Here is a 23,697-nt window from a genome sequence, read left to right on the forward strand (position 1 = left end):
CCTCGATACCCTCGCCGGAGCGGCACAGATGCGGCATTCGCTCGGACGATACTCACTCTCGGATCGGTCTTCTTCCTGCTCGCACTCGCGGCCCCGCCGACATCGGTCTACCAGTACTGATGCCGTTTTCCGTCGGTGTCGGCGATGAAGATGACCGCATCGGCGCTGTCCAACTCTGCCGGGTTCAGCGGGAGGTGGCCCGGCACGATCGGTTCGCCCGCCCCGATCGACGGCGGAAGCGCGGCGCGCAGGGCCTGTGTCGGGAACAGGGCGCGGCGGGTCGTCGCCTCGGCCAACATGTGCTGGAGGGTGCCCGGATCGCTGTCGGGGCTGGCGTCGGTTGCCAGGAACACGTAGCGCTTTCCGAGGGTGAGCCCGACGAGCGCACCAGCGCTCCCCCAGCTCACCTCGTCCTCACCGACCGACATGTGGGTGCGTTGCAGGTGGGCGTTGTGTGCGAACACCAGGCTCGGCCCGCGTCGCCGCTCCTGCGCAATGATCGCGAGCAGGTTCTCCGCCATCATCTCGGCGCGCAGGCTGAGCAGGGTCGCGATGCGATCGGGCGCTGGACTGGCCATGGCCGCGTGATAGCGCAGCAGGCCCTGGGCGGTGCGCGCGTGCGCGACGGCGTGGGCGTAGCCGGTCGGGTCGGCGGGACGCAGGCCGGGTGCGGCGCGACGCAGCGTGCTGGCGAGATCGTCCGCGACGATGCGCAGAGCGCGAGCGCGGTCGGAGTCGCCGATGGACGCTGCCGGGTCGAACATGGCGGCCGGATTCGTCCAGTCCGTGTCCTCGCCGAGCAGCGTGTCGAGGTCGCGGACTGATTCGGGCCGCAGCGCCGCGGGCAGGTAGTCGATGACAAAGGACAGTGCGCGTCGGGGGCTCGGCGCGCCGGAGTACTCCACCGGCGCGTCGAAGCCATAGAAGTGAACGCGGTCCCGCGCCGCGCGGCCGGCATTATGCGCGCGGAGCCATTCGACGAGTTCGCGGTTGCCCGGCACGGCGCCGAACCCGTGGCTGAACCCGGTCGTAAGCACCATGTCGATCTCCGCCGTGGCCCCGTCCACGTAGTCGTCGACAATCGACGCGGCAAAGATATCGGTCTCCAGCACGATCGACCGGTACCCCCGTTCGACGAGGTGACCGAGGAATTCGTTGCGCAGCAACGGGAATGCCTCGATCCCGTGTGTCGGCTCGCCGAGGGCGAGCAGCGTCGGCGGCTCGGTGCGCGCGGCGAGCAGCTCGTCGAGGGCACGGCCCAGGCTTGCCGGGTCGTCGAGTTGGCGGCCGATCCCACGCAGTGATGCGGCAGTAGACATGTAACACCCCTTCCGGAAGGCACTACCCTCGACGATATCCTTGAAGAATCGAGTGATACTTCTGCGACTTCCACCTGGATTCGATAGATCAAAGCCTCAAACGGAGGTGCAAGCTGCGACCCATCGACCTCGCCCGCGAACACGGATTGTCCGCCCAGGCGATCCGCAACTACGACGACGCCGGCATCCTCCCGCCGACCGAGCGCAGCGAGACCGGTTACCGGCGCTATACGCCCCTGCACGCGCAGGCCCTGCGTGCCTTCCTCGCGTTGCGCGGCGGCCACGGGCACCAGCAGGGGATGGCGATCATGCGCGCGACGAACCGGGGCGATACCGAGTCCGCCTTCCGGCTCATCGACGCCGCGCACGTCGCGCTACTCGCCGAACGCAACACCCGCACCGAGGTCGCCGCCGCCCTCAGCAGCCTGTCCACTACGGCATCCGCCCCGGTCACCGGTCGACCGCTGACCGTAGGCGAACTCGCGCGCCGACTCGGCGTGCACCCCGCGACGCTGCGCACCTGGGAGAACGAGGGCATCCTGCACCCCGAACGCGACCGGGCAACGGGCTACCGCGAATACGGACCCGACTGCGTGCGCGACGCCGAGATCGCACGACAACTCCGCCGAGGCGGGTACCCGCTGCGCCAGGTCGCGCAGTTCATCGAATCGCTGCGCGAGGCGGGCGGGACGGACGCGTTGCGCGCCTTCCTCGACTCCTGGCAGGACCGGCTGACCATACGCAGCCGCAACCTTCTCGCCGGCGCGGCCCAACTCGACGCCTACCTCACGCTGCTCGATCAGGCGTAGCGAGGCGGATCACCGTGCGGGCTCCGAATCCTTGAATTACTCGTAGCCTGCCGGGCCCGCCGCGTGTCCGGCGGCCGTTCCGGACGTTCCGGCGAGCGCTGAACCGCAGAGGCGTTGCTGCGCAACGGAAATCGCTTTGAGCGCTTGCTACCGCAGTGGTCCTGCGACACCTGGATCGAACCCTCACCGACCACGAGGCCAGTCTGCTGCGCGAACGCATCTACGCCGCCGTCCATCAGCAGCGCCCACCAATGGGCGACAACCAGCTGACACCGCGGCGGCGAGATCGCTCTGATCTCCAGACGCGCGATGATCGGCGGCAGGTCGGGAAAACGCGCGCGGTTCGACGCTCGACCGGTACCGTTGTGCTGGCAGTGCGGCCTTCCGTTCGGGAGGGGTGTTGGCCAGGGTATTCATCAGTCACGCGAGCGCGGATCGCGAGTGGGCCAGTGAGATTCGCGGCTGGCTGGTCGTCGACGGGCACGAGGTCTTCCTCGATCTGCACCCGATCGATGGGTTGATCGTCGGCGAGGAGTGGGAGCGCGCGCTCTACTGGCGGTTGCGCTGGGCCGATGCGGTGGTTTGCGTTATCAGCCCGACCTATCTCCAATCGGTGTGGTGCGCGGCCGAAGTCGGCATCGCGAAGGCCAATGGCAGCAGGTTGCTTCCGGTCCGCGTCGCCGCCGATGTCACCCATCCGCTGCTGAAATCGCTGCAGCAGTCCGATGCCGCGGCGGATCCCGCGGTGGCGAGGGAGAAACTGGCCGCGGCGCTGCGCAGGCTCGATGTGGGCGGCGGCCTCGGCTGGTCCGACGACCGATCACCGTATCCGGGGCTGGATGCCTTCGACACCAAACGCCGCCGAGTGTTCTTCGGTCGCGCACGCGAGGCCGCGGACATCGCCGAGCTGTTGCGCAAACCGGCGACGCGTACCGAGACTGCGATACAGCTGGTTATCGGACCCTCGGGGTGCGGGAAATCCTCGCTGGTGCGCGCGGGCGTAATCCCGCTCATCGCCGAGGAACCGCTGTGGTTGCCACTCGAGCCGATGGTCCCGGGCACCGACCCGGTGGGCGCGCTGGCCCGATCACTCGCGGACGCCTGGCCGCGTGCGGGTCTGCAGCGGCCGCCGACCTCCCTACGAGAACGCTTGTCCGGCAATGGACTTCGAGACATCGCCGACGAGATCCTGATCGCCGAACAGGCGGGCGTCGAGTGCAAACTGCTGTTGGTGATCGACCAGTTCGAGGAGTTGCTGCGGCGCACCGCACCGCGGGAACGCGCCGAATTCGTCGACCTGCTCATCCCCGCTGTGGGCGGACCGATTCAGGTTCTCGCGACGCTGCGACCGGAATTCCTGGATCCGCTGGGAACCGATCCCGCCCTCTCGCGCCTGGCGACTCGGACGCACCCGCTGCGGCCGCTGCGGAAAGAGGCACTGCGCGAGGTCATCGAGGGACCGGCCAGGGTGGCCGGCTTGACCATCGAGGACGGTCTGGTCGACGCACTGCTCGCCGATACCGATAGCGGCGAGGCCCTGCCGCTGCTCGCCTTCACTCTGGAGCAGCTGTCGTATGGACTGCACCGCGGCGACCTGCTCTCTCATCGGCGCTATCGCGAAATCGGCGGTGTCCGAGGCGCATTGGAACGGCAGGCGGAGATCGCACTGACGCAGGCGCGGGCGGCGACCGGGCATTCGAGCGACGACATCATCGCGATGATGCTGCGCTTGGTCACCGTTGACGAACATGGTGTGCCGACACGTGACCGCGTCGCACGCGATGAATTGCCCGAATCGACGCGGAAGGTGTTCGACGCCTTCGTGACCCATCGGCTGCTGACCATCGCCGAGGAGGATGGGCACATCGTCATCTCGGCCGCACATGAGGCGTTCCCACGGAACTGGGCGCGGCTGCGGGATGCCATCGCGAAAAAGAGTGCCGCCCTGCGAGCGCGGCGTGCCGTGGAGGTCGCGGCCGCCGAATGGGAACAGGACAGGAAGAAGCCCAAACGTCTGTGGGAGCGCGATCGGCTCGCGGTGGCGATGAAGGACATCGGCGCCCGCCTGCGCTTGCTACCGCGACCACAACTGCGCCGGTGGCCGCCGCGGCTGCGGAAACTCGGCACGACCCGGGTCGAAATCAGCTCGCGGGCAAGGGAATTCCTCGAACGGAGCTATCGGCGGGACCGCTTTCGGCGCGGACGGGCGACGGCGGTGCTTTCCGCGCTGCTGTGTGCCGCGCTGGTGGCGGCCTTCGTCGCGATCGTGCAACAGCGGAACGCGGTGGCGCGGCAGCACACCGCGGTGGCGCGGCAATTGCTGGCACAGGCAGATCAAGTTCGCGGAGTCGACCCGAGGATGGCGATCCGGCTCGGTCTGGCGGCCGACCGCATCGACCCGAGCAATGAGACGCGGCAGTGGCTGATCAAAATGCTGTCCACGACCTGGTACGCGGGCACCATTGACGGGACTACGAAAAGTGTTCGCCGACTGGTCTTCTCGCCGGATGGGCGAACGATTGCGGTGCAGCATGACGGCGGGATTATCGAGCTGTGGAGATTGTCCGACGCAGGGCGAGCAGAGCGGCTGGGCGAACCGCTGACAGATATCCACGATTACTCGGGTATCGCTTTCACACCCGATGGCAAGACACTGCTCACGGGTGCGGCCCAAGACCTCAACGTCCGTGACGCGCGCTTGGGTCTCTCGGTCTCCGCCGAGCCGAACCACTATTCGGCCAACGTGGACGGCGTGATCCAGTGGGACATCACCAATCCGGCCCGGCCGCGCGCGAAAGCGCATGCAGTCCTGGATATTCGGGAAAACGTTCAGTTCGAGTTCGCACCGGCGACGATGTTGGCAATCAGTCATCAGTCCGAGGAGCCGACCCGGCTATGGGATCTCACCGATCCGGAGCGTCCGGTACCCACCGCGACGATACTGCCGCCTGAGGACGACGTCAGCAATGCCGAATTCTCGCCGGACGGAAGGCTTCTGGTGACCGGTGCCCGCAGTGCCACCACGGTATGGGACGTCTCCGACCGGCATTCGCCACGGCCGATCAGCCGACTGGCAATCGGGCCGGGGCTTGCCCAAGACATCGCATTCTCACCCGATGGCCGCCAGGTGGCGCTCTCGGCCTTTTCGAGAGGTCTCGCGCGCTGGGACATCACCGACCCGACGCAACCGCGCCCCGAACCGAGCGCCGGAACGAACACCAATTCCGGCTGGGCCAAGCTGGCATTCGCACCCTCGGGCAACGACCTTGCCATAGCGCCCGGCTCCAATATCGGTGTCGGACTATACGAATTCCGCAATGAGGCAGACACCGCTCGACTGCGAGCATGGCTGGTCGGCCAGTCCGCGCCGACGACAGCGATCGCATTCTCGGCGAACGGAATTCTCGCGATCGGCGGGCCGGACGGGCGAACGACCCTCTGGACGATCGACGCACACACTCAACCCCAGCCGATGGGAGAGCCGTTCTCGGCCGAAGTCGACCATGTTGCCAATCCGTGCGGCGTCGCGACGAGCGGCGACCTCATCGCGACAGGCGGCAAGAATGGGAAGGTCGACCTCTGGGAGACCGGACGGCTCGACGCACCGGTGCACACCGCATCCTTCGACACCGAGCACTTCGACTACCTCAATGACATTCGAATCGCCTGTATCGCACTGTCACCTGACGGCAAGACCTTGGCGACAGGCAGCCCGGATCGGACCGTATCCCTGTGGGATGTCGGCGATCACCGGCACCCGCGGCGCATCGGTGTTCCGCTGACCGGACTCGCCGGGATCGTGCGCAGCCTCGCGTTCTCACCCGACGGCAATCGGCTCGCCGCCGGCAGTGACCAGAACTCGCTGGTTTGGAGTATCGAGAATCCGGATGCGCCGAAGCGGCTCGGACGCGGCGTCCGCGAGGGACCTATGCAGCAGCTCTCCTTCACCGCTGACGGCCGTCTGCTCGGGATGGGTTGGGAACACAGGGTACTCACCTTCTGGGACATGACCGACTCCGACCGTCCGGTCGCGCTCGGCGGCATACCACTCGAGCGGAGCAAGGAGGTAGCGTATTCGCCGGTAACCGGAGTGCTGGTGGTCATCCAGAACGGCGCCGGGCAGTTCTGGGACGTCTCGGACCCGGCACACGCGAAGCCGGTCGGCAACGCCGTGCGATCGGACCTCCGGGGATTCCGAGCTCAATTCGACTCGACCGGAACGATTCTCGCCACCTTCGGCGACGAGCAGGTCCAGATGTGGATCGTCAGCGACCCGGCTCATCCGACGCAGATCGGTGAGCCCCGAGACGTAGGGGCGCGAGACATCATGGCGGCCACCTTCACCGCCGATTCGAACCAGCTCATCACCGGCCACGAGTACGGCAAGGTGGTTGTCTGGGATCTGCACCGACTGCACGAACTTCGTCGGCACCCCGCCGAAACCGGTTGCGAGACAGTGGGTTCAGGTCTCGACCCGGACAGCTGGCGCCAGTACATCCAAGAACTTCCCTACCGCGACACCTGCGGATGACGGCGGGCCGTCATCTCACGGGTGAAAGGCGAACCACCCGGCCGCTCACGGCATGGTCGGTGTAATAGATGGTGTCGGATGCGTCGACAGTGATACCCGCGAGTTCGCCGAGATCGGTGTACGGCAGCCGAATCGGCGTCGCCGCACCTGGCGCGAGCAGCCACACCGTGGCGGTCGTCTTCGAAGGTCTGCTGCCGTCCTCCGCGGGAGGTTCCCAGGCATTGTCCGCGAGCAACCGATTGCCACGATGGTCGAACGTGATCGCGTCGACGAATTTCAAGTCCGGAATCGGGGTCGACACCGCGGGCGCCGTTCCCGCGCGAAAGGTGAGCAGTGTCGGAATCGGGTCCGACACGTAAGCAACCACATCACCGGTATCGGACACCGCGATCGGTGGCCGGAGATGTTCGACGGTCGCCAGCACCTCGGCGGATTCGGAACCCGCGGGCAACTTCAGGATCCGGGAATTGTCGGGGTCGGTGGCGAATACGGTACCCACGCGATCGACCGCGACACCGGCTGCGACCGATTGTCCGGCGCGCGCGGGATCCTGGTCCCCCAAACCGGTGAACGGTAGGGCGACGGTTGACTTCCGATCCGCCGAGATCTTCAGTATTCGCGCGTTGCCGTAATCGCTGACGTACAACTCATTGCCCGGCCCGACCGCGACAGAATAGGCGGACTTCAGTCCTGGGATGGACAGACGCTGCGGTATGAAACGCCCGGCGGCCAGCCAATGAATGTACTCGGACTCCGCCACGTACACATCGCCGTTCCTACCCACGGCGATGCCCCTCGGCCCGAACACCAGCATCGGCAGGTCGATCTGCGTCTGCCACCCGGTGGCCTGCTCCGCGCGCGGCCTACTCGGCCACCATGTCCAAACGGCGACGACCACCGCAACCATCGCTACGACGCCGACCAGCCACCGAACGGAAAGTCGCGCCTTCATACGCCGATTATCCAGGCCACCACGCACCGCGTAACCCTTTGCGCCAGTTCGCCGCAACGCCGCGCATCGACGCCGCGCACGTGCTAATAGTGTGCTGTGCCGGAAGCGGAGCCGCAGGGTGGATCGGTGGACGAGAACGACCCGGTGTGGGTGCGGTTGAACGAACAGCTGCGCTGGTACAGCACGAAAGGCGCGCTGGCACAGCGCATGTACAAGCGGGTCAAATTCGGGCAGATCGTGGTCGGCGCCACCGTGCCGGTGGTCGCCGCGCTGTCCGCACCCGCCGGGCTGACCGCCTCGATCGCGGCCGTCGTGGTGGTCGCCGAGGGAGCACAGCAACTTTTCCAGTGGCACACGGATTGGCTGCGCTATCGCAGCACCGCCGAGGCCTTGAAGCGAGAGAAGTACCTCTTCCTGGCCAACAGCGGCCCCTACCGAACGTCGGACCGGCGGGCGGTACTGGCCGAACGCGTGGAAGTCGTTCTCGGGAACGAGAATACGGGCTGGCTCTCCGAGCACGAACGCGGCCAAGCACCGCCGCCGGCGGCCGCTGCTGAACGGTGAGTGCGCTCGCGACCGCTGCCCGCCAACTCGGGATCAACAGGTTCTCTTGTACCGGTGGCAAGTTCGGCGTCGACACGGTGCACGGGCGTCTGCAGCGGCGGCTCACACGGGGCCGACCGAGCCCGGCTTCCCGTAAGAAACGATGCTGTCACGGCTGACCTCCGGGGCGCGTGCTCGCCCCCTGGATGGGTATACCATCAGCCAGTTCCCGCGCTGCCGAGGGCCGCGACGGCCGGGAACACTCAGGCGCGCACGCGCCATGCGACAACCACAGATCGGCCGGATAGATGGAACAAGATCCCGACCTCGCCCAAGCGCGGGTCTTCCTGGAATTGCTCGCCGATCACGCCCGAGCACTCCATCGTGAAGCAGAATTCACACACCGCCACAACCCAACCGCCCGTGCGGAACTGGCCGCCGAATTGCGCACCATAGAACGCTTCGCCGACCGCCTCCACCGCCGGTTTCCCGAAACGAGCCCACGGCGATCCAAGTGACAAGGGTTGAAGCAACCCGGTGAACCGGGCTGGACACCGCCGCGCGCCGACGGTGAGTCGCGCACGCCGTTGACATCCCAATCGGCCTTACGCAGCAACCGCCGCAACCCGTCCGGCTCACGTCGCCGGCCTGCTCGGCCAACGTCCGCGCTCCAGATCGCCGTCGAGTCCACAGTGGACTCGACGGCGGTCTACTGTGCGCTCGGGAGGGATTGCGGCAGGCCGAATATGGGGAGGACAGTGTTCTCGAAGCGGGTCATGGCGCTGATTCGGTCGCCGGCGAGAGTGAGGACGAAGAGGCCGGATCCGTGGATGCCGGTGGCGGGGTGTCGGTAGACGCCGAATGCCGGCTGACCGTTGGCTCGCGTCGGCACCAATTCGAATCTCTGTGCCGAGCCGAAAATGAGCGCGAAGAAGCGGGCCACGATGTCTCGGCCCTGGTATTCCAGCGGTATCGGTGGCATCGACATGAAGACGTCGTCGGTCAACAGAGCCACCAAAGCGTCGATGTCGGCAGATTCGTAGGCGCTGACGAACTTCGCCACGATCGCGTCCTCGGCGGGTGAGTTGCTAGCAGGCGGCTGCTCCCGGACAGTAGTCACCGGCAGTCGGTGCTGCATTCCCGCACGCGCGCGTTTGAGGGCGCTTTTGACCGATTCGACGGTCGTGTCCAGCATGTCGGCTACTTCGTTCGCGTGGAATCCGAGGACGTCGCGCAGGATGAGGACGGCGAGCTGGCGAGGCGGCAAGATCTGCAGGGCGGTCACGAAGGCCAGGGAAATGGATTCGGTTTGCTCGTAGCGCGCCTCCGGACCGAGCGGCACACTGATCGCACCGTCCAATAGGGCGTCGGGATAGGGCTCGAGCCAGTGGATTTCGCCGAGTCCAGTGGGTTCCGGTAGTTCGATTCCCGGGATGTCCCACTGCTTTGCGGGACGTCGGCGAGCAGAGCGCAGCGCGTCGAGGCATCGGTTGGTGGCGATGCGGTAGAGCCAGGTGCGAAGTGAGGCGCGCCCGTCGAATCGTTCGAGACCTCGCCAAGCGGCGAGCATCGTGTCCTGGAGAGCGTCCTCGGCATCCTGAAACGATCCGAGCATCCGGTAGCAGTGCACCTGTAGCTCGCGACGGTGTGGCTCGGTCAGCGCTCGGAATGCCTCGCCGTCACCGGCCTGCGCCCTCGACATCAGGTCCGTTCGCGCCAACTCCACTCCCGCCACCTCATTCCTTGTGTGCAGTTCCATCGTGTATGGACGCCAGCCGAGGCGCGAACGGGGCGGTCGCGCAGCGCCTCCTTTTCCGATGCCGCGGCGTCTAGACCTGTGGTAGCCGACGACATTGTCAAAGGAGCACGGAAATGGGAAAGATCGTCATCAGCTCGAATGTCACACTCGATGGAGTGGTCCAGGATCCGGACGGCGCGGAAGGCTTCGAGCTGGGCGGCTGGTTCCACCAGTTCGTGGAGGGCAAGGACCTCGAAGGCTGGGCCGCCAACGAGACGGAGGAAGTGCTGGGTGCCGAGGCGCTGCTGCTGGGCAGGCGCAGCAGTGAGTGGTTCGCGTCGCGGATGCCGGATTTCGGAGTCCGTGTAAGCCGCGAGTGGGCCGACAGAATGAACAGCATCCCCAAGTACGTCGTGTCGTCGACTCTCGAACATCCGCAGTGGAGCAACACCACGGTCCTCAAAGGCGATGCGGTAAAGGAGATTTCGGAGCTGAAGCGGAAAGTGGACGGGGAAATCCTGGTCTACGGCAGCTATCAGCTCATGCGCACACTGATAGAACAGAACCTGGCCGATGAGCTGCGGCTGGTAGTTTTCCCGGTCGTGCTGGGCACCGGCCTGCGTATCTTCGACGAGACCAGCGACAAGAAGCCGCTGCACTTGGTCAACACCCGAAAGATGGGTGACGGCCTGGTGTTCTACACCTACGAATTCGTGCAAGGCTAACGGCTACGAAGTCGCGTTCGTCGGTGTTGAAGTAGCGTCCCCCGTTTCGACGGAATTCGGGCTTGGTGGGTCGTCGGGGTGGATGAGCCTTGCATCCGGTCACGGAGCCTCCGCGAAAGCCTGTTGGCGGACCACGGCGACCACTGCTACTTTTCTGAAGGCCGTGCGAGAGAACGAGGAGGTGGTACCCGTGAACGCAGTATCGATATGGGTGCTCCCCTCAGGGGTCACGGTCGGGCGATAGGTCGTCCGGGAGCGCCGCTCGAGCACTCCTGAAAGGCACGACCATGCAATTCAGTTCCGAACAGCGCCTCGACGACGGCGTCCTCGAACGCGAATTCACCCTCGGCGAGATCCCCGGCATCCTGTGGACGCCCGCATTCGCATCCGCACCGACACCGCTGATCCTGCTCGGCCAAGCCGGCGGCCCCGGCGGACTGCACAAGATGTACCCCCGGCTGGCGGCCCGGGCCCGGCATGCCGCGGCGGAGGGCTTCGCCGCGGCCACTATCGAGCTCCCGGGGAGCGGTGACCGGCCCCGTTCCGCCGCCGTCGAACAGGCCCGCGCCGACCTGCGCCGGGCGCTGGAGGCCGGCGAGCCGGTCGACGACGAGATCGTCGACCGGCTCGTCCTCCCGCTGGTCGAAAAGGCGGTCCCAGAATGGCGGGCCGCCCTGGACGCCCTGCTTTCGCTGCCCGAGATCGACGGCCCTGTCGGGTACTCGGGAGGGGTGATCGCCATCGGCCTCCGGCTGGCGGTGGTCGAACCGCGCATCTCGGCCGCCCTTCTGTTCGCCGGAAGTTTCGTGCCCCGCACCATGTTCGAAGAGGCCCGGCAGGTCACCATTCCGCTGCATGTCTTGCTGCAGTGGGATGACGAAGGAAACGACCGGCAGTCGGCCCTGGACCTGTTCGACGCCTTCGGCTCCAAGGAGAAGACGCTGCACGCCAATATGGGCGGACACACCGGCGTCCCGCAGTTCGAGGGGGACGACGGGAACCGGTTCTTCGCCCGGCACCTGAAGTAAGACCGGGCCGTCAGGCCGCCAGCAGACGGTAGGCGGCATCGGCCAGGATGCCGCTCACCGAGGACAAGTCCCGGCCCTCCTCGGCGGCATTGCCGATTTCCGGGTTGTTGTGACGTCTGCGCCTGGACAGAAGAGCACCTCGGTCGGTGCGAACGCGGGCCAAATCCCTTGGCCGCGAAGGCCGTCTGGTGACCATGATGGCGGGCATGAGCCTGATGTCGTATTGGCCCTTGGCCGGATTGCGGGTGCGGACACCGCGATTGGAGTTGCGGATGCCCGGATTGGCGGATCTGGGTGCGCTTGCCGGGCTGGCCGCTGATGGAGTGCATGATCCGGCGGTGCAGCCGTTCACGGCGGAGTGGACAGACGCGGAGCCGGACGAACGTGCACGGCGGGTGTTGCAGTGGCACTGGCGGTGCTGGGCCGAGTGGCGGACCGACGCGTGGACACTCAACTTCGTCGTGGTCCGAGACGGCGAGGTGGTCGGTACGCAGTCGATCGGTGCGAAGGACTTCGCGGTCTGCTCCGAGGTGAGCACCGGATCCTGGCTGGGCCGGTCCCACCACGGCCAAGGGATGGGAACCGAGATGCGGGCCGCGGTTCTGGAGTTGGCCTTCGCCTGGCTCGGGGCCGATTCAGCGGTATCGGGCGCGTTCGAAGACAACCCTGGGTCGTACGGGGTCTCATGCAAACTCGGGTACGAGCAGGACGGTGTCGAGGTGCACGCGGTACGGGGCAAGCCGGCGGTGCTGCGGCGGTTGCGGTTGACGCGCGCCCGATGGGATGCCCATCGCAGCGTGCCGGTGCAGGTGATCGGGCTGGCCGAATGCCTGCCGCTTTTCGGAGTCCGAACACAACCGTGACGACGCCATGCGGTGTCCGGCGCCTCCGGTGGGCCGGACAATCCGCACGGTTCGAGGTGGCCACCGCGCGTCCCCGAATATCAACGGGCAGAGGTGATCCCAGCTTATCGAGTAAGCGCCGGTTGGCCGCTGAGCGCGCCGTTGGAGCGCCCACGGTGCCACGGCCAGCAGACGAGACCAATTCCGGCTCCGAAAGCATCCCCTACTGCCGACGAGCGGATACATGGCCGGCACGCCGGATACTCTTCGGAGGATCTGTTGTCTGGTCGAAGGGGCTCGAGGTACTGGAATCATTTCGGCCGATGTCATTCTCGATCGAGACCGACCGCTTGTCACTGCGGCTACGAGGGGTCGAGGACGCAGAATGCAACCTTGCGCTGCTGGCGGAGCAAAAAGGCGGAACGACAGCCACTCTGGAAGATATCCGGGAAAGCCTTGTGCGGCAGCGGAGTCGGGCGGTAACCGATGGCATCGGCTTGTTGTCGGTTCGACGCAGAGCCGAAGGAGATCGGATCGGCTACTGCGGCTTGATCATTGGTCGCGGGAGCTTCGAGGAGCCGGAGATCGCCTACGAACTTCTGCCACGGGTGCACGGTCGGGGCTATGCGACCGAGGCGGCACAGGCGGTCCTCGAAGCGGCGTTGGCTACGGGTCGGCGTCGGATCTGGTCGACCGTTCGCGCCTGGAACAAGCCTTCGCTGCGTGTGCTGGAGAAAATTGGATTCGCTTGGGATCACAGCGTCATCGATGACAGAGGTGAGTTGATCTACATGGTTTGCGACGCGCGGTAATGCCGCACACCGGGCGGCAATCCACTCGGTCAGCCGGATCCACTGGCCGCTGTCGTCATTCGTGAACATCACCTCACCACCGATGCCAGGGCCGTCGAGGTTCGAGGCCAACCACGGCACGAGAGCGGCACCACGGAAATCCCGCTGAAAGCGCAACCGCCGGATGGACTCTACTGCTGCGGCAAGCCCCAGCAGGGGTAGTCGCGGCCGGCGTCGACAAGACCGATACTCTGCGGCGTCCGACAGATGACGTGCGGCTTGTGGCGATAATCCACCACCAGATGCAGCGTCGCAGCCTTTTCTCCGGTGAACGTCTGATGGCATTGGGAACAATGGCACACATTGTGCGCGCTCAATGGCCACCAGGAACGACATCCCCGGCATTTCACCGTCTCCGGCGATCTCGTCTTCATGATCACTCACCCACTCGCGCAACCCGGATGCGCTCCGTCATCAACACCTCGGTCGTACCCGCACCGAGCGGCGTCACACCTTCATCCTCGATCGCCGAAAACCATCCTGCCATGGCGCCGTCTCACCCGCTCAATCGCGTCCCGCTGACGCCCTGCCGTGCCCCGCCCAAATGTCATGACCGAATAGTGCCATCGGACAGCGACATTCGCGGCGCACATGGTTGGGCTGTGAGCAGGCTGAGCCGCAGCGAATCTCGTCTGCATGCCGCCGCGTCGTGGCCGATCCCCCGAATAGCGCGGGTATGTCACTACTAGTTAGGGCGCTTCGGGCGGGTTCATCCGTGTCGGTCTCAGCATGCGCCGCTCGCCGGCGTCGTCGGGCAACCGGCCCGCCTCAGCGAAACCGTGACGTCGATACAGCCGGATTGCGGCCCGGTTGTCGGCCTTGACAGACAAGCCGACTTCTCGGCAGTTCGCCCAGTACAGGACCGTGCTGACCGCTGCGTCTCCAACACCGCGACCGCGGGCGGCCGGTGCGACCCACATCGACACGAGTTCGACCGTGTCGGTGTCGGTGATGTAGGCACCGACCATGCCTGCCGGAATCCCACGCCACCACACGATTACATTGAACGGAACGTCGGTGAGCCGTGTGCGCCACCGCACTTCAGTGTCGCCCGGGCCACTCCATTCGGCCAGTGTCGAGCCGAACGCTGCTGGTGCGTCCGCCAATGCTTCCTGGCGGAGCCGACGCCACATCCGCCAGTCATCGGGCCGAAGCACCTGCACCTCTATCACACCGGCCCCCTCGTGCTGCCGTGTCTGCTTGGGCTGCTGCACATTTCGCGAATCAGCCGACAATACCCAGCACACGAACAGTGCGACTACCGAATATTGCGGTGGCATCGATGTCGGAGGTCGAGTAACCGGCTATTACCGCTCGTGCACACCGCCATTCATTCGGTCGGTTGCCACAGCTTTTCGACCGACCGACTGCTGCCGAGGGATTCACGCACGAAAATGGGTCTGTATTTCGATGTGGACACGATATCGAGAACTGTCATATCAGCTCACCGCGCCCAGCACACACTCGAACGGGCCCGAAGATCCAGTGATCACCTTTCATGCTTGGACACCTGTATAGGTTTGCTGACTCGAAAGGAATTGCGATATGAGCGCTCTGGGCACCCCACTCAAGAAGATAGTCGCCACCAGCGCGATCATCGGCGGGACCGGCATGGCATACATTGGCCAAGCTTCCGCCGCTACCGATCAGGAATGGGACAGCCTCGCCGCTTGTGAGTCGGGAGGTAATTGGAGTAGCAACACCGGCAACGGTTTTCAGGGCGGCCTGCAGTTCTCCCCGGGCACATGGGCTGCATATGGCGGTGCCGCATATGGGCAGACTGCCGACAAAGCCACCCGTGAGCAGCAGATCGCCGTCGCCGAGCAGGTACTCGCCGCTCAGGGCTGGGGCCCCTGGGCAGGTTGTTCGGCAGCGCTCGGGCTTTTCCGGTGAGGAAAATGTTGCCGCGATGATGGATCGGGATGGTCCGATCTGTGCTCGCGGAGCGGGGTTTGGTCGCATGGTCGTGGTGCGGAGCACGTTTGCGTCGGCCAGAATCGAGCGATGCTCGGGTGGGTGAGCGCTATTGGCGCGCAGGTACATACGAAGACGACCGCAGTGCGCGCGCGAATGGGCAAGCCCAACAGGACGGCGATCGGCCGCCGCGCGGTCCGGATCGGGTTGTTACCCGCGGTCTTGTCCGCGCTCGGCGGCGGGCTAGTCGTGGCCCTCGTCGCCTACGGATTCCTGAGACTGATCACCCCGACCAGCGATGCCAAGGCCGCGCCGATCGACATCACCCGCGTCTCGCTGACCGTCGTGGCCGGAGTCGGCGGCGTAGTCGCGCTGGTGATCGCCTACCGCCGCCAGCGTGACCTGGAGCACAACCGGTTCGTGGAACGCTTCGGCGCCGCCGCCGCGCAACTCGGCGCGACCGATGTCGCGGTCCGCATCGCCGGGGTCTATGCGATGGCCGGTGTCGCCGACGAATCCGATGGCGTGCGTCGCCAGCAGTGCATCGACGTCCTGTGCGGCTACCTGCGCCTGCCCTATGACCCCGACCACGGCAGCAGCGGCCGCACGAAACTCGTGACGATAAGTCCCCGTGTCGACCGCGGCCGGGATCGCGGCGAAATCCAAGAACACATCGAATATCGACACAATGACCGCGAAGTCCGCCGAACCATTATTCGTGTCATCGCCGATCACCTGAAACGAGAAGCCGAATACAACTGGTCGACAAGCACCTTCGACTTTCGCACCGCCCATCTCGAAAACGCCGATTTCACCCACATCACATTCACCGACGTCAGGTTCGAAGGCGCGACATTCACCGGCACTACCAGGTTCGCGGGCGCGACATTCACCGGCGCCGCCGGATTCGAGCACACGACATTCACCGGTCCCGTCTGGTTCGTCGGCGCGAGGTTCACCGGTCCAGCCTGGTTCGAGGGCGCGAGGTTCACCGGCCCCGCGGGGTTCAGGGACGTGCAGTTCTGCGCTACCACCGGATTCGAGCACACTACGTTCATCGACACGGCCGGATTCGAGCAGACAGCATTCACCGGTACGGCCGGGTTCACAGACGTAACATTCGGCGGCACCGCCAGATTCGACCACGCTACCTTCGCTCGCACCGCCAGATTCGAGCGCACAACTTTCGCTGGCACGACCGGATTCGAGCACACGGCATTCGCTGGCACGGCCGGGTTCGAGCGTGCAACGTTCACCGGAACGGCCGGGTTCGAGCACGCGATTTTCACCGGAACGGCCGGGTTCCGGGAGGTAACTTTCGCTGGCGTCGCCGGGTTCAGGGGTGCGGCGTTCACCAGCACCGCCAGGTTCGCGGGCGCGAGATTTTCCGGCTCCGCGGAGTTCCGGGACGCGAGGTTCTCCGGTCCCGCCGGGTTCCGGGACGCGATATTCACCAATGCCGCCAAGTTCGAGGAAGTGAACTTCTCCGGCCCCGCCGAGTTCGGCGGCGCCAGGTTCGCCGGCCCCACCTGGTTCGAACACGCGACGTTCACCGCCGACACCAACTTCTCGCCAACCGATTTCGGAACGGCAGAAGTCTCTTTCCGATCGCCTCGACAGTGGGGTCCACCCGCGCCGAAGTTCGATTGGGACGACAATCTCCCCGGCAAGCCGACCAACATAGAACCCCAAGACTGGCCACCCACACCCACCGAGGCGGCGCCACAACGGTGAACCGGCAGGATGCCGAGCGTCCAGCCGCGCACGCTCGGCCACCAGTCCGCAGATCTGTGGCGGTGTCTGCCGGGGCACCTCGTTGGTCTGCGGGCATGGTCGGAGCCGAGTCGGCGCTGCGCCGTCTGCCGCGTGAAATGGGAAAGCTGTTGCAACCGTGTTAGTTTCACGGCTCCGAACCGAGGTGGTACGGGTCGAGCCGGGCGGCGCCGCCGAAAGTGCTTCGCGCAACAGGATGGTTCGGCCTACGCAGATCCAGCGGCCTGTTTTGCGGCTCTCTCCAGTTCGGCTCGATGGTGCTGCCACCAGTTCGGGTCCCGGGTGGGCATGTTGTCGTTGTCGGCGAGCAGACCGGTTGTGCCGTCGATGAGTTCGCGGATGATGTCCGCGTGTCCGACGTGCCGGTTGGTTTCGGCGGCCACGTGCACCAGGATTCGGTGCAAATTGACGGTCCGCTGATCCTCCGACCACCATGGCACCGAGCCTTCAGCGGTGAGGTCGAGGCTGTCGATCGTGGCGTCGGCATGTGCCCAGGCCCGGCGGTAGAACTCGATGATGTCCGCACGCGATTCTTCGGCGGTGGCCCACATGTCGGCCGTGGGATCGGCCACGAAATCCTGTTCGGTGATGGGTTCGTCGTATGGGCGGGCGAAGGTGTCGCCGAAGTAGCCGAACTCGACGATACCGAGGTGTTTGACCAGGCCGAGCAGATTTGTGCCAGTGGGGGTCATGGGCCGACGCACGTCGTACTCGGACAGGCCGTCGAGTTTCCACAACATGGCTTCACGAGCGAAGCGTAGGTAGCGGTGCAGGTCCGCCTTGGGACCAGAGTCAGTCATGTCGAGCACTGTGCCAGGGGCGCCCGACATCCCCGACCGATTTTCGGACTCAGCCATCCGCTGCCCGTCCCGCCCCCCGACCCGGGTTCCATCGGTACCGAGAAGGTCAGGGGTTCGATTCCCCTCAGCTCCACCGGCTGATGAAGCCGCAGGTCATCGACCTGCGGCTTCCCTATTGTGTGGCATTGCGCGAACACATTGCGGTGGTTCAGCGTCACTTGTTCAGAGCCATCCAGGGTCTTCAAGGCCCGACACTCCGGGCAGCGAGGATAAATGCACGCTCATGCTGATGAGCGCTCGAGTACCGGTACAACGTGTCGACAAGCGTGCCAGCGTCGAACACCGTGTGTGGCCTCGTGGGCCTCCCTGATGCCGCTGGACGCTGCCAGATCGAACCGGTCAGCGCATGGGCGTGGTCGTTTCGCCGGTCTCGCAGTTTCTTGACGTCGGCTTCGATCTCGTTCCGCACGTCGGGTGGCGGATCAATCTGGTCGAGCAGCTACGAGATCTTGATGTGAAGTCCGCCGTGACTTGACGAACCAGGGTTGGCGAGGGTCGTGGCCTTCCATGCCCACCCGGCCGACGCCACGCACGGGACCGACGAACATAGGTGGCGTTTGGTTCAGCGTGTGGTGGCGGTCAGCACTCTACGTCCACATCAGTGGCATTCGCGGCGAAGGATACGTGCACGTGGTCGTAGTGATTTGCGGTTGGGCTCCCATTGTCTTCCATGTACGACCAGCCGTTGCCGTCGTTGTATCGCTGCTGCCAGATCACGTAGGTCACACCAAAACGCTGCTGATTGGCTAGCACGAATTCGGCGATCGCATCGCCGCGTGCGGAATCAGATGTCATCAAATCGACTGCCAGGCCGGCGCCGTGATCGTCGTTGCCACGGCCCAGAGCACCGCCGATGTCGGTGATCCCGAACATCTTTCCGAGCAAGTGGCCCACCTGCGCCACATGCGGTCGGGTGCCGGCGAGTTCGGTCGAACACAGGACGCGTAGGTGTTTGATGTATTCCTCCGCTGACGGCGGTAGTTGCTCGGCCGCAGCTGCTGGTGCCGGCCGTGCCGTCGACGGCGCGGCGGCAGGGGCTGCTTGGACCGCGGCATGCTGCGCGGTCGGGCTCGCCACCCACAGCACCACTGCGACAATGGCGGCGATGCCACACACAGCCACAACCACAGCTAGCGGAGTGCGCTTGCGGCCTACCGGACGTTTGCGGTGTTGACCAGGCATAATGTCGACTACTGGCTATCGTTGGGGACGCATCACCGATACATTACGAAATGATCTCGGAAATGTCACGCAGGCGTGATGCGTTTCGCAGTGTCCTTGATTGGGGGAGGTTATGTGGCGCAATCGAATTCCTGGGATGGAACGTTCGATGTCGCTCCAGCCGAGGTCACCGATGCTGGTCGTTATGTGCAGCTGACAGCTGAGGAGCTGGTGAACGGGCTCCGCTCCATCGACGCTGATGTCAGCAAGTTGCTGGAGAACTGGACCGGCACCTCCGCCATCACCGCCAACGAGGCGTTCACCAAGTGGGTGACCGGCGCCCAAGAGGTCGCCGAGGGCATCGAGACCATGCGCACCGCAGCCACGGCCGCGCGGGACCGCTACCAGGCCGCGATAACCACGAACCTGCAGATGCTCGGGCGCAGTTCGGGCAGTCAGTCGTGACGGTCCTCGACGTCTCGGCGCAAACCTATTACGACGCCGGCGACATCTGCGCCAAAGCCGCATCAGGATATTTAGAGGCGTTCAAGGCCGCGATGAGGTCTTTCGGCGACACCACCAACATGGCCGGCAGTGTCGGCGACGGAAAGACGTGAGCCGAGTCCTATATCGGGTCGTGGTCGGCAAGGGCGGTTTTTAGTTCGCGGAGGTCTTCATCGATTAAGTTCGCGTCCGCGGAGGTGACTTGTTCGAACAGCGCGGTCGCACGTTCGAGTTCACCCGGAGTGGCGGTAACGGTGCCGTTGGTGGCGAGGTTGTTCCAGACATCGCCGGAGTGTGACAGCTTGGTCGTGTCGCCATCAGGAATAGGAATGCCGACTTTCACGGCCAGGTCGAGGCCGTCGTCGACGAGTCCGCGGCCAGGTCCGGACGGCCCGCTGGTCTTGGCCGGGGGCATCACCGACGGCGCGTCCCTGCGCGCCGCACTGACCCTCGGCGTCGACCTCGCCTACCTGGGCACCCGATTCCTGGCAACCGCCGAAAGCCTGGCCGCTCCCGAGCACAAGCAGATGATCACCGCCACGACCCTCGACGACATCGTGCAAACCGCCGCCCTCACCGGTCTGCCCGCCAACATGCTCACCCCCTCCTTCCACAACCTCGGCCTCGATCCGGCCGTCCTGCACGACCCCGCTGCCGACCTGACCGAGATGTTCGCCCAGGTAGGAACGGTCAGCCCGTGGCGGAACCTCTACAGCGCCGGACACTCCGTCTCCGGCATCCACGACATCCCCACCGTGGCCCAACTCGTCGAACGACTGCACAAGGACTTCCACGACACGACCGAAATTCGTTGACGGTCAGCGATTGCCGAAGTCGAATGCGCGAATCTCGGCGATAGCACGCACTCGAGCCCACCGAAGCCAGCGCAACCTTCGTAGCACGGATCACCACGGGGACCGCCGATAAATCCGCCGGGCTACTGGCAAATCGGCGGATATTCGCAGCTCACGGCGGGTTCGCGTTGCTGTCTTTCAGCCCGGCGTCAAAGGCGGCAACGAACGATACCGCTTTAACTGTGGCGGCGTGAGATAAGCTGCTGTACAGCACTTTTCGGGCTGCTGAACAACCGATATGCGACATTATTGTGCGTTCCGCCGCTCAGGATGCCTCCGAGCCGGGCGGTTACAGGGCGAGCATGGCGGCAGCGACCTGGTTGGTCGCGGCGTGGCGCAGAGCGGTACCCATGTCGTCGAGGACGAGCAGTCGCGCCCCAGGGATTTCGGCGGCGAGGACCTCGCCGTTGCCGACCGGGAAGAACGGGTCGGCACGACCGTGCACCACGAGCGTGGGCACGTCGAGCTCACCGAGCCGGCCCCGCCAGCGCGGGGCGCAATCGATCCGGGAAAACACCATCCCGAGCTGGTTCGCCTGGTGCACCGCGGGATCGCTCGACGGCGTCCGGTCCCAGATCCGGGCCGCTGTCGCCCGCGCCTCCGCCGGATTGTTGCCCAGCGGCTCGGCCCCCGAGGCGGCGAACGCCGCGACAGCATCCCGGTCGGTCCAGTCCGGCCGTGGGCGGGAGAACAGTGCGCCCATGACCGCGAGGTCGTGGTCCGGCAGGTCCTCGTCGACCGGGCCCGGTGCCACCGGCCGAGTGCCGACGAGGGTCAGTGCGGAGAACACGTCCGGGTGGTCCAGCGCGGCAACCTGAGCGACCATCCCACCGACCCCGACTCCACCGAGATGCGCGGTCCCGGCACCGAGCACCTCGACCAGCGCGGCCGCGTCGGCGACGAGATCCCGCAGGCCGTAGGCCGGATTCTCCGGGTCCAGGGTCGTCGACGCGCCGGAGTCGCGCAGGTCGTAGCGGACCACGCGCCGCCCGCCCGACACGAGCCGCTCGCACAGCGCGTCGGGCCAGGACAACATCGTTGGGCCGCCGACCAGCAGGACCAGCGGGTCGTCCTCGCGGCCGAAGCTCTCGATGCCGAGATCCACACCGTTCGCCCGCACCGAGGTCATGCCCAATCGAAACGCTCTCGTCATGCCTGGACTCCTGTCTGTCGGTATACCCAGAGGTATCGACGACAGATTCACCCGAAAGTCATCGGTGCAGCCGAGATCGTGTCCACACTCCCGCAATCGCCCCGAACTCGGCAGTTGCTGACGTTGCGCGGTCCTTGTCGAGAAGCGTGTGGGAAGCCCGCGTGCGTCCGACAACTTGCATTCACCGACTTTTGGACGAATACCGCTTGTGGCGACACACGGAAGCCTCAACCTGCCGCCGCCACCGCCCTCCACGCCTTTCTGGCACGTGAGCGGGCCCGCGGAGTGGCGTATTCGATTCGCCGACGCGCCTCGGAGGCACTGATCCGCAGCAGATCACTCAATAGCTCCGCTGTGTCCCGGTAGCCGGTGTCGGCGGCGAGACCACGGCGCTCGGCTTCGGCGACGGCCGCGACCATGGCCGCACCCAACCGACGCTGGCGGCGTTCGGTTTCGACGAGGGTACGCAGCAAGTCGACATCGGCCAGTTCCGACCATCCTCGTGCCGGAGCGACCGGTGCCAATGCAGTCGAATGTGTGCTCACCCGAACTAGCCTACCTCATTCTCGAACATTTGTTCGATAATCGGCTTGGCTGGGCATGCCATGTTCGGGCACCACCCGACGCACGACCTGCGACAGCAGCCGTACTACGCCCGCCGTCGTCCTTGCGCATCCCTCGTGGCTATCCCGCGCTCGCGGAACTTGTTCGAAACGGTCACCGCATCGACACCTTGGTGCCGGCCAACCGGGCAAGAGACCCTGCCAGAAAGTTTGACGCGCTAGAGTTCGATCACATCGAATTTATATTCGATGCAGGGAACAAGGGGTAATCAGTGTGCGGCCGGGATTATTTAATCCATTTAATTTCCGCTGACGCCATCAATTGCATTCAGGGCCTCTACTACTTCGCCTTCGTAAAATCCTGTTCGATAGCGTGTTTCAAGCTCTCCCAGAGCTTCGAAAGCGGCTCTCAACAGCTTCGGATACACGGCCGCGATCGACTTGGGTAAGTATCTCACGATATCGCTCGGCGATTCGGGTTCTTCCTCGGCGACAGAGGAGCGGCCCGGCAACGTCGGATCGTTGATTTCCTCATCAAGGATAACGAGCTCGACCCGGGTAGGAGCTGTGATCTGAGATGGCACCGATCGGGCGAGTTGCTTCAGAAAATCGCCGTTCTTCGGATTCCATCCCAACTCGACCATCGGTTCTCGGGGCACATTAGCCAGCTCGAATGTTAGCTGCCGAATAACCCGGAAATTTTCTGCGCTGACGAGATGCTCTCGATAACGTCCGAGGTCCGGTGCTGACATCTTGTCCGGGTCCTTCCTGTTAATCCAAGTCATTGTCACAGAGCGCCTTCGCGTGCGAACGCGCGAGCGACAGCAGACTCGGCCGAACCGGCTGCTTCGTTGATGACCGCGTTCTTGTTTCGAACAATATGGCTGCACCATAGGGATAACCGGGTCGCTTCCGCTTGGACGATCTCGGGTTCTCCGTCGGGCGCCTTGGGCGATGGCTGCGGCCGATCAGGTTCTGCGTGAGATGAACATGATGTATTCGCAGGGAGCGTTCGTTCGGTTGGCGAAGCCGTGGTCTGCGTCGGCCTGGAAGAACAGGGAGTCGCCGGTGTTGAGAGTTTCGGTGATCCCGCCGATCGCGACGGTGAGGGTGCCTTCGAGGACCACGAGTTGTTTCTCGGTGCCCGGCGGATACGCGGGCAGCAGCCCGGTAGAGACCTGCGCGGGGAGGTAGTGGACGACCATCTCGGCTCCTCCCGCGCCCGGGGCCGCTGACACCATGTGCCGTTCGAAGCCGGTCTCCGGGTCACGGAAAATGGGGCGATCGTTCTTGCGCATGACAACGGCCACGCCAGACGCGGCAGCTCCTGCCCCACCGATCAGGTCCGAGAGTGACGCGTCGAGCGCGTGGGCGATCCTGGACGCGACGCCGATCGTCGGGCTCTTCTCACCGCGTTCGACCTTGGACAGCATCGCCCGGCTGACCGACGACTGTGTGGACAGCTGCTCCAGCGTCAGGCCCGCCTCCTCGCGGCGTCGCCGCACGTTACCGCCGAACGCGCCGGCCAGGTCGTCACCGTGCTGTGGTTCGGCCGTGTTTCCGTCTTGCTCGACCAC

Annotated in this window: 25 protein-coding genes and 1 pseudogene; 12 read left to right on the forward strand and 14 right to left on the reverse strand. The window is 65.1% G+C overall.

The features are described 5' to 3' along the window. Positions 1-107: 107 nt before the first annotated feature. Positions 108-1,319: an erythromycin esterase family protein gene (locus ACHQ4I_RS23840; RefSeq protein ID WP_420774018.1), complete on the reverse strand. Its 1,212-nt coding sequence runs from the start codon at positions 1,317-1,319 to the stop codon at positions 108-110. 113 nt (positions 1,320-1,432) lie between these two features. On the opposite strand from ACHQ4I_RS23840, the gene ACHQ4I_RS23845 reads away from it, so the two are divergent. Next, entirely contained in the window at positions 1,433-2,128 is a 696-nt protein-coding gene (locus tag ACHQ4I_RS23845; RefSeq protein WP_420774192.1) for a TioE family transcriptional regulator, read from the forward strand. Positions 2,129-2,528: 400 nt separating this feature from the next. Further along, positions 2,529-6,659, forward strand: coding sequence for an nSTAND1 domain-containing NTPase (locus ACHQ4I_RS23850; RefSeq protein WP_420774019.1), 4,131 nt, complete (start codon positions 2,529-2,531; stop codon positions 6,657-6,659). 10 nt (positions 6,660-6,669) lie between these two features. Here ACHQ4I_RS23850 and ACHQ4I_RS23855 read toward each other — a convergent pair whose 3' ends face one another. Continuing rightward, positions 6,670-7,611 carry an NHL repeat-containing protein gene (locus ACHQ4I_RS23855; protein WP_420774020.1) on the reverse strand — a complete coding sequence of 314 codons (942 nt, stop codon included), beginning with the start codon at positions 7,609-7,611 and terminating at the stop codon, positions 6,670-6,672. Positions 7,612-7,737: 126 nt separating this feature from the next. Here ACHQ4I_RS23855 and ACHQ4I_RS23860 point away from each other — a divergent pair, with 126 nt between their 5' ends. Further along, the gene (locus ACHQ4I_RS23860; RefSeq protein WP_420774021.1) at positions 7,738-8,175 is read left to right on the forward strand and encodes a DUF4231 domain-containing protein; all 438 of its coding nucleotides are present in this window, start codon (positions 7,738-7,740) and stop codon (positions 8,173-8,175) included. Positions 8,176-8,417: 242 nt separating this feature from the next. On the opposite strand, the gene ACHQ4I_RS23865 is transcribed toward ACHQ4I_RS23860, so the two are convergent. Continuing rightward, positions 8,418-8,633 carry a hypothetical protein gene (locus tag ACHQ4I_RS23865; RefSeq protein ID WP_420774022.1) on the reverse strand — a complete coding sequence of 72 codons (216 nt, stop codon included), beginning with the start codon at positions 8,631-8,633 and terminating at the stop codon, positions 8,418-8,420. A gap of 230 nt (positions 8,634-8,863) precedes the next feature. Next, complete coding sequence (locus ACHQ4I_RS23870) at positions 8,864-9,856, reverse strand: sigma-70 family RNA polymerase sigma factor (protein ID WP_420774193.1); 993 nt, start codon at positions 9,854-9,856, stop codon at positions 8,864-8,866. Positions 9,857-10,026: 170 nt separating this feature from the next. Between ACHQ4I_RS23870 and ACHQ4I_RS23875 the strand changes: the two genes are divergently transcribed. Together ACHQ4I_RS23875 and ACHQ4I_RS23880 are read left to right on the forward strand one after the other, a co-directional pair. Next, positions 10,027-10,617, forward strand: coding sequence for a dihydrofolate reductase family protein (locus ACHQ4I_RS23875; RefSeq protein ID WP_420774023.1), 591 nt, complete (start codon positions 10,027-10,029; stop codon positions 10,615-10,617). A gap of 287 nt (positions 10,618-10,904) precedes the next feature. Continuing rightward, entirely contained in the window at positions 10,905-11,645 is a 741-nt protein-coding gene (locus tag ACHQ4I_RS23880; RefSeq protein ID WP_420774024.1) for an alpha/beta hydrolase, read from the forward strand. 10 nt (positions 11,646-11,655) lie between these two features. Here the strand turns inward: ACHQ4I_RS23880 and ACHQ4I_RS23885 are convergent, their stop codons facing one another. Next, positions 11,656-11,853: a hypothetical protein gene (locus ACHQ4I_RS23885; RefSeq protein ID WP_420774025.1), complete on the reverse strand. Its 198-nt coding sequence runs from the start codon at positions 11,851-11,853 to the stop codon at positions 11,656-11,658. On the opposite strand from ACHQ4I_RS23885, the gene ACHQ4I_RS23890 reads away from it, so the two are divergent. After that, positions 11,852-12,508 carry a GNAT family N-acetyltransferase gene (locus tag ACHQ4I_RS23890; RefSeq protein ID WP_420774026.1) on the forward strand — a complete coding sequence of 219 codons (657 nt, stop codon included), beginning with the start codon at positions 11,852-11,854 and terminating at the stop codon, positions 12,506-12,508. The genes ACHQ4I_RS23885 and ACHQ4I_RS23890 overlap by 2 nt on opposite strands. A 302-nt stretch (positions 12,509-12,810) precedes the next feature. Next, a complete protein-coding gene (locus ACHQ4I_RS23895) occupies positions 12,811-13,299 on the forward strand; it encodes a GNAT family N-acetyltransferase (protein ID WP_420774027.1) in 489 nt (162 codons plus the stop codon). Positions 13,300-13,469: 170 nt separating this feature from the next. Here the strand turns inward: ACHQ4I_RS23895 and ACHQ4I_RS23900 are convergent, their stop codons facing one another. Together ACHQ4I_RS23900 and ACHQ4I_RS23905 are read right to left on the reverse strand one after the other, a co-directional pair. Continuing rightward, the gene (locus ACHQ4I_RS23900) at positions 13,470-13,712 is read right to left on the reverse strand and encodes an FDXHR family putative zinc-binding protein (protein WP_420774028.1); all 243 of its coding nucleotides are present in this window, start codon (positions 13,710-13,712) and stop codon (positions 13,470-13,472) included. A 315-nt stretch (positions 13,713-14,027) separates the two neighbouring features. Then, on the reverse strand, positions 14,028-14,552 hold the full coding sequence (locus ACHQ4I_RS23905) for a GNAT family N-acetyltransferase (RefSeq protein ID WP_420774029.1): 525 nt from the start codon (positions 14,550-14,552) through the stop codon (positions 14,028-14,030). 331 nt (positions 14,553-14,883) lie between these two features. On the opposite strand from ACHQ4I_RS23905, the pseudogene ACHQ4I_RS23910 reads away from it, so the two are divergent. Together ACHQ4I_RS23910 and ACHQ4I_RS23915 are read left to right on the forward strand one after the other, a co-directional pair. Next, positions 14,884-15,222 (forward strand): annotated as a pseudogene (locus ACHQ4I_RS23910) (transglycosylase family protein); the annotation flags it as partial. Between the two features lie 132 nt (positions 15,223-15,354). Next, on the forward strand, positions 15,355-16,986 hold the full coding sequence (locus tag ACHQ4I_RS23915; RefSeq protein ID WP_420774030.1) for a pentapeptide repeat-containing protein: 1,632 nt from the start codon (positions 15,355-15,357) through the stop codon (positions 16,984-16,986). A 245-nt stretch (positions 16,987-17,231) separates the two neighbouring features. On the opposite strand, the gene ACHQ4I_RS23920 is transcribed toward ACHQ4I_RS23915, so the two are convergent. Beyond that, a complete protein-coding gene (locus ACHQ4I_RS23920) occupies positions 17,232-17,825 on the reverse strand; it encodes a DinB family protein (RefSeq protein ID WP_420774031.1) in 594 nt (197 codons plus the stop codon). A 639-nt stretch (positions 17,826-18,464) separates the two neighbouring features. Then, positions 18,465-18,971: a VldE C-terminal domain-containing protein gene (locus tag ACHQ4I_RS23925; RefSeq protein ID WP_476445404.1), complete on the reverse strand. Its 507-nt coding sequence runs from the start codon at positions 18,969-18,971 to the stop codon at positions 18,465-18,467. A 210-nt stretch (positions 18,972-19,181) separates the two neighbouring features. Between ACHQ4I_RS23925 and ACHQ4I_RS23930 the strand changes: the two genes are divergently transcribed. Then, positions 19,182-19,511, forward strand: coding sequence for a WXG100 family type VII secretion target (locus ACHQ4I_RS23930; RefSeq protein WP_420774033.1), 330 nt, complete (start codon positions 19,182-19,184; stop codon positions 19,509-19,511). Next, the gene (locus tag ACHQ4I_RS23935) at positions 19,508-19,663 is read left to right on the forward strand and encodes a hypothetical protein (protein ID WP_420774034.1); all 156 of its coding nucleotides are present in this window, start codon (positions 19,508-19,510) and stop codon (positions 19,661-19,663) included. Before ACHQ4I_RS23930 ends, ACHQ4I_RS23935 begins: the two co-directional genes overlap by 4 nt. Positions 19,664-19,671: 8 nt before the next feature. Here ACHQ4I_RS23935 and ACHQ4I_RS23940 read toward each other — a convergent pair whose 3' ends face one another. Further along, entirely contained in the window at positions 19,672-19,893 is a 222-nt protein-coding gene (locus ACHQ4I_RS23940; RefSeq protein ID WP_420774035.1) for a hypothetical protein, read from the reverse strand. Here ACHQ4I_RS23940 and ACHQ4I_RS23945 point away from each other — a divergent pair. Next, the gene (locus tag ACHQ4I_RS23945) at positions 19,880-20,365 is read left to right on the forward strand and encodes an NAD(P)H-dependent flavin oxidoreductase (RefSeq protein WP_420774036.1); all 486 of its coding nucleotides are present in this window, start codon (positions 19,880-19,882) and stop codon (positions 20,363-20,365) included. The two genes, ACHQ4I_RS23940 and ACHQ4I_RS23945, sit on opposite strands and share 14 nt — an antisense overlap. 328 nt (positions 20,366-20,693) lie before the next feature. Here ACHQ4I_RS23945 and ACHQ4I_RS23950 read toward each other — a convergent pair whose 3' ends face one another. The 4 genes from ACHQ4I_RS23950 to ACHQ4I_RS23965 all read right to left on the reverse strand — a co-directional run bounded on the left by ACHQ4I_RS23950 (position 20,694) and on the right by ACHQ4I_RS23965 (position 23,697). Further along, on the reverse strand, positions 20,694-21,533 hold the full coding sequence (locus tag ACHQ4I_RS23950; RefSeq protein WP_420774194.1) for an alpha/beta fold hydrolase: 840 nt from the start codon (positions 21,531-21,533) through the stop codon (positions 20,694-20,696). 251 nt (positions 21,534-21,784) lie between these two features. Then, positions 21,785-22,102, reverse strand: coding sequence for a DUF222 domain-containing protein (locus ACHQ4I_RS23955; RefSeq protein ID WP_420774037.1), 318 nt, complete (start codon positions 22,100-22,102; stop codon positions 21,785-21,787). Between the two features lie 317 nt (positions 22,103-22,419). Beyond that, positions 22,420-22,872, reverse strand: coding sequence for a hypothetical protein (locus ACHQ4I_RS23960; protein WP_420774038.1), 453 nt, complete (start codon positions 22,870-22,872; stop codon positions 22,420-22,422). A gap of 216 nt (positions 22,873-23,088) precedes the next feature. Beyond that, entirely contained in the window at positions 23,089-23,697 is a 609-nt protein-coding gene (locus ACHQ4I_RS23965; RefSeq protein WP_420774039.1) for a helix-turn-helix domain-containing protein, read from the reverse strand.

Source organism: Nocardia nepalensis (genome assembly GCF_048910785.1).
Lineage (GTDB): Bacteria > Actinomycetota > Actinomycetes > Mycobacteriales > Mycobacteriaceae > Nocardia > Nocardia nepalensis.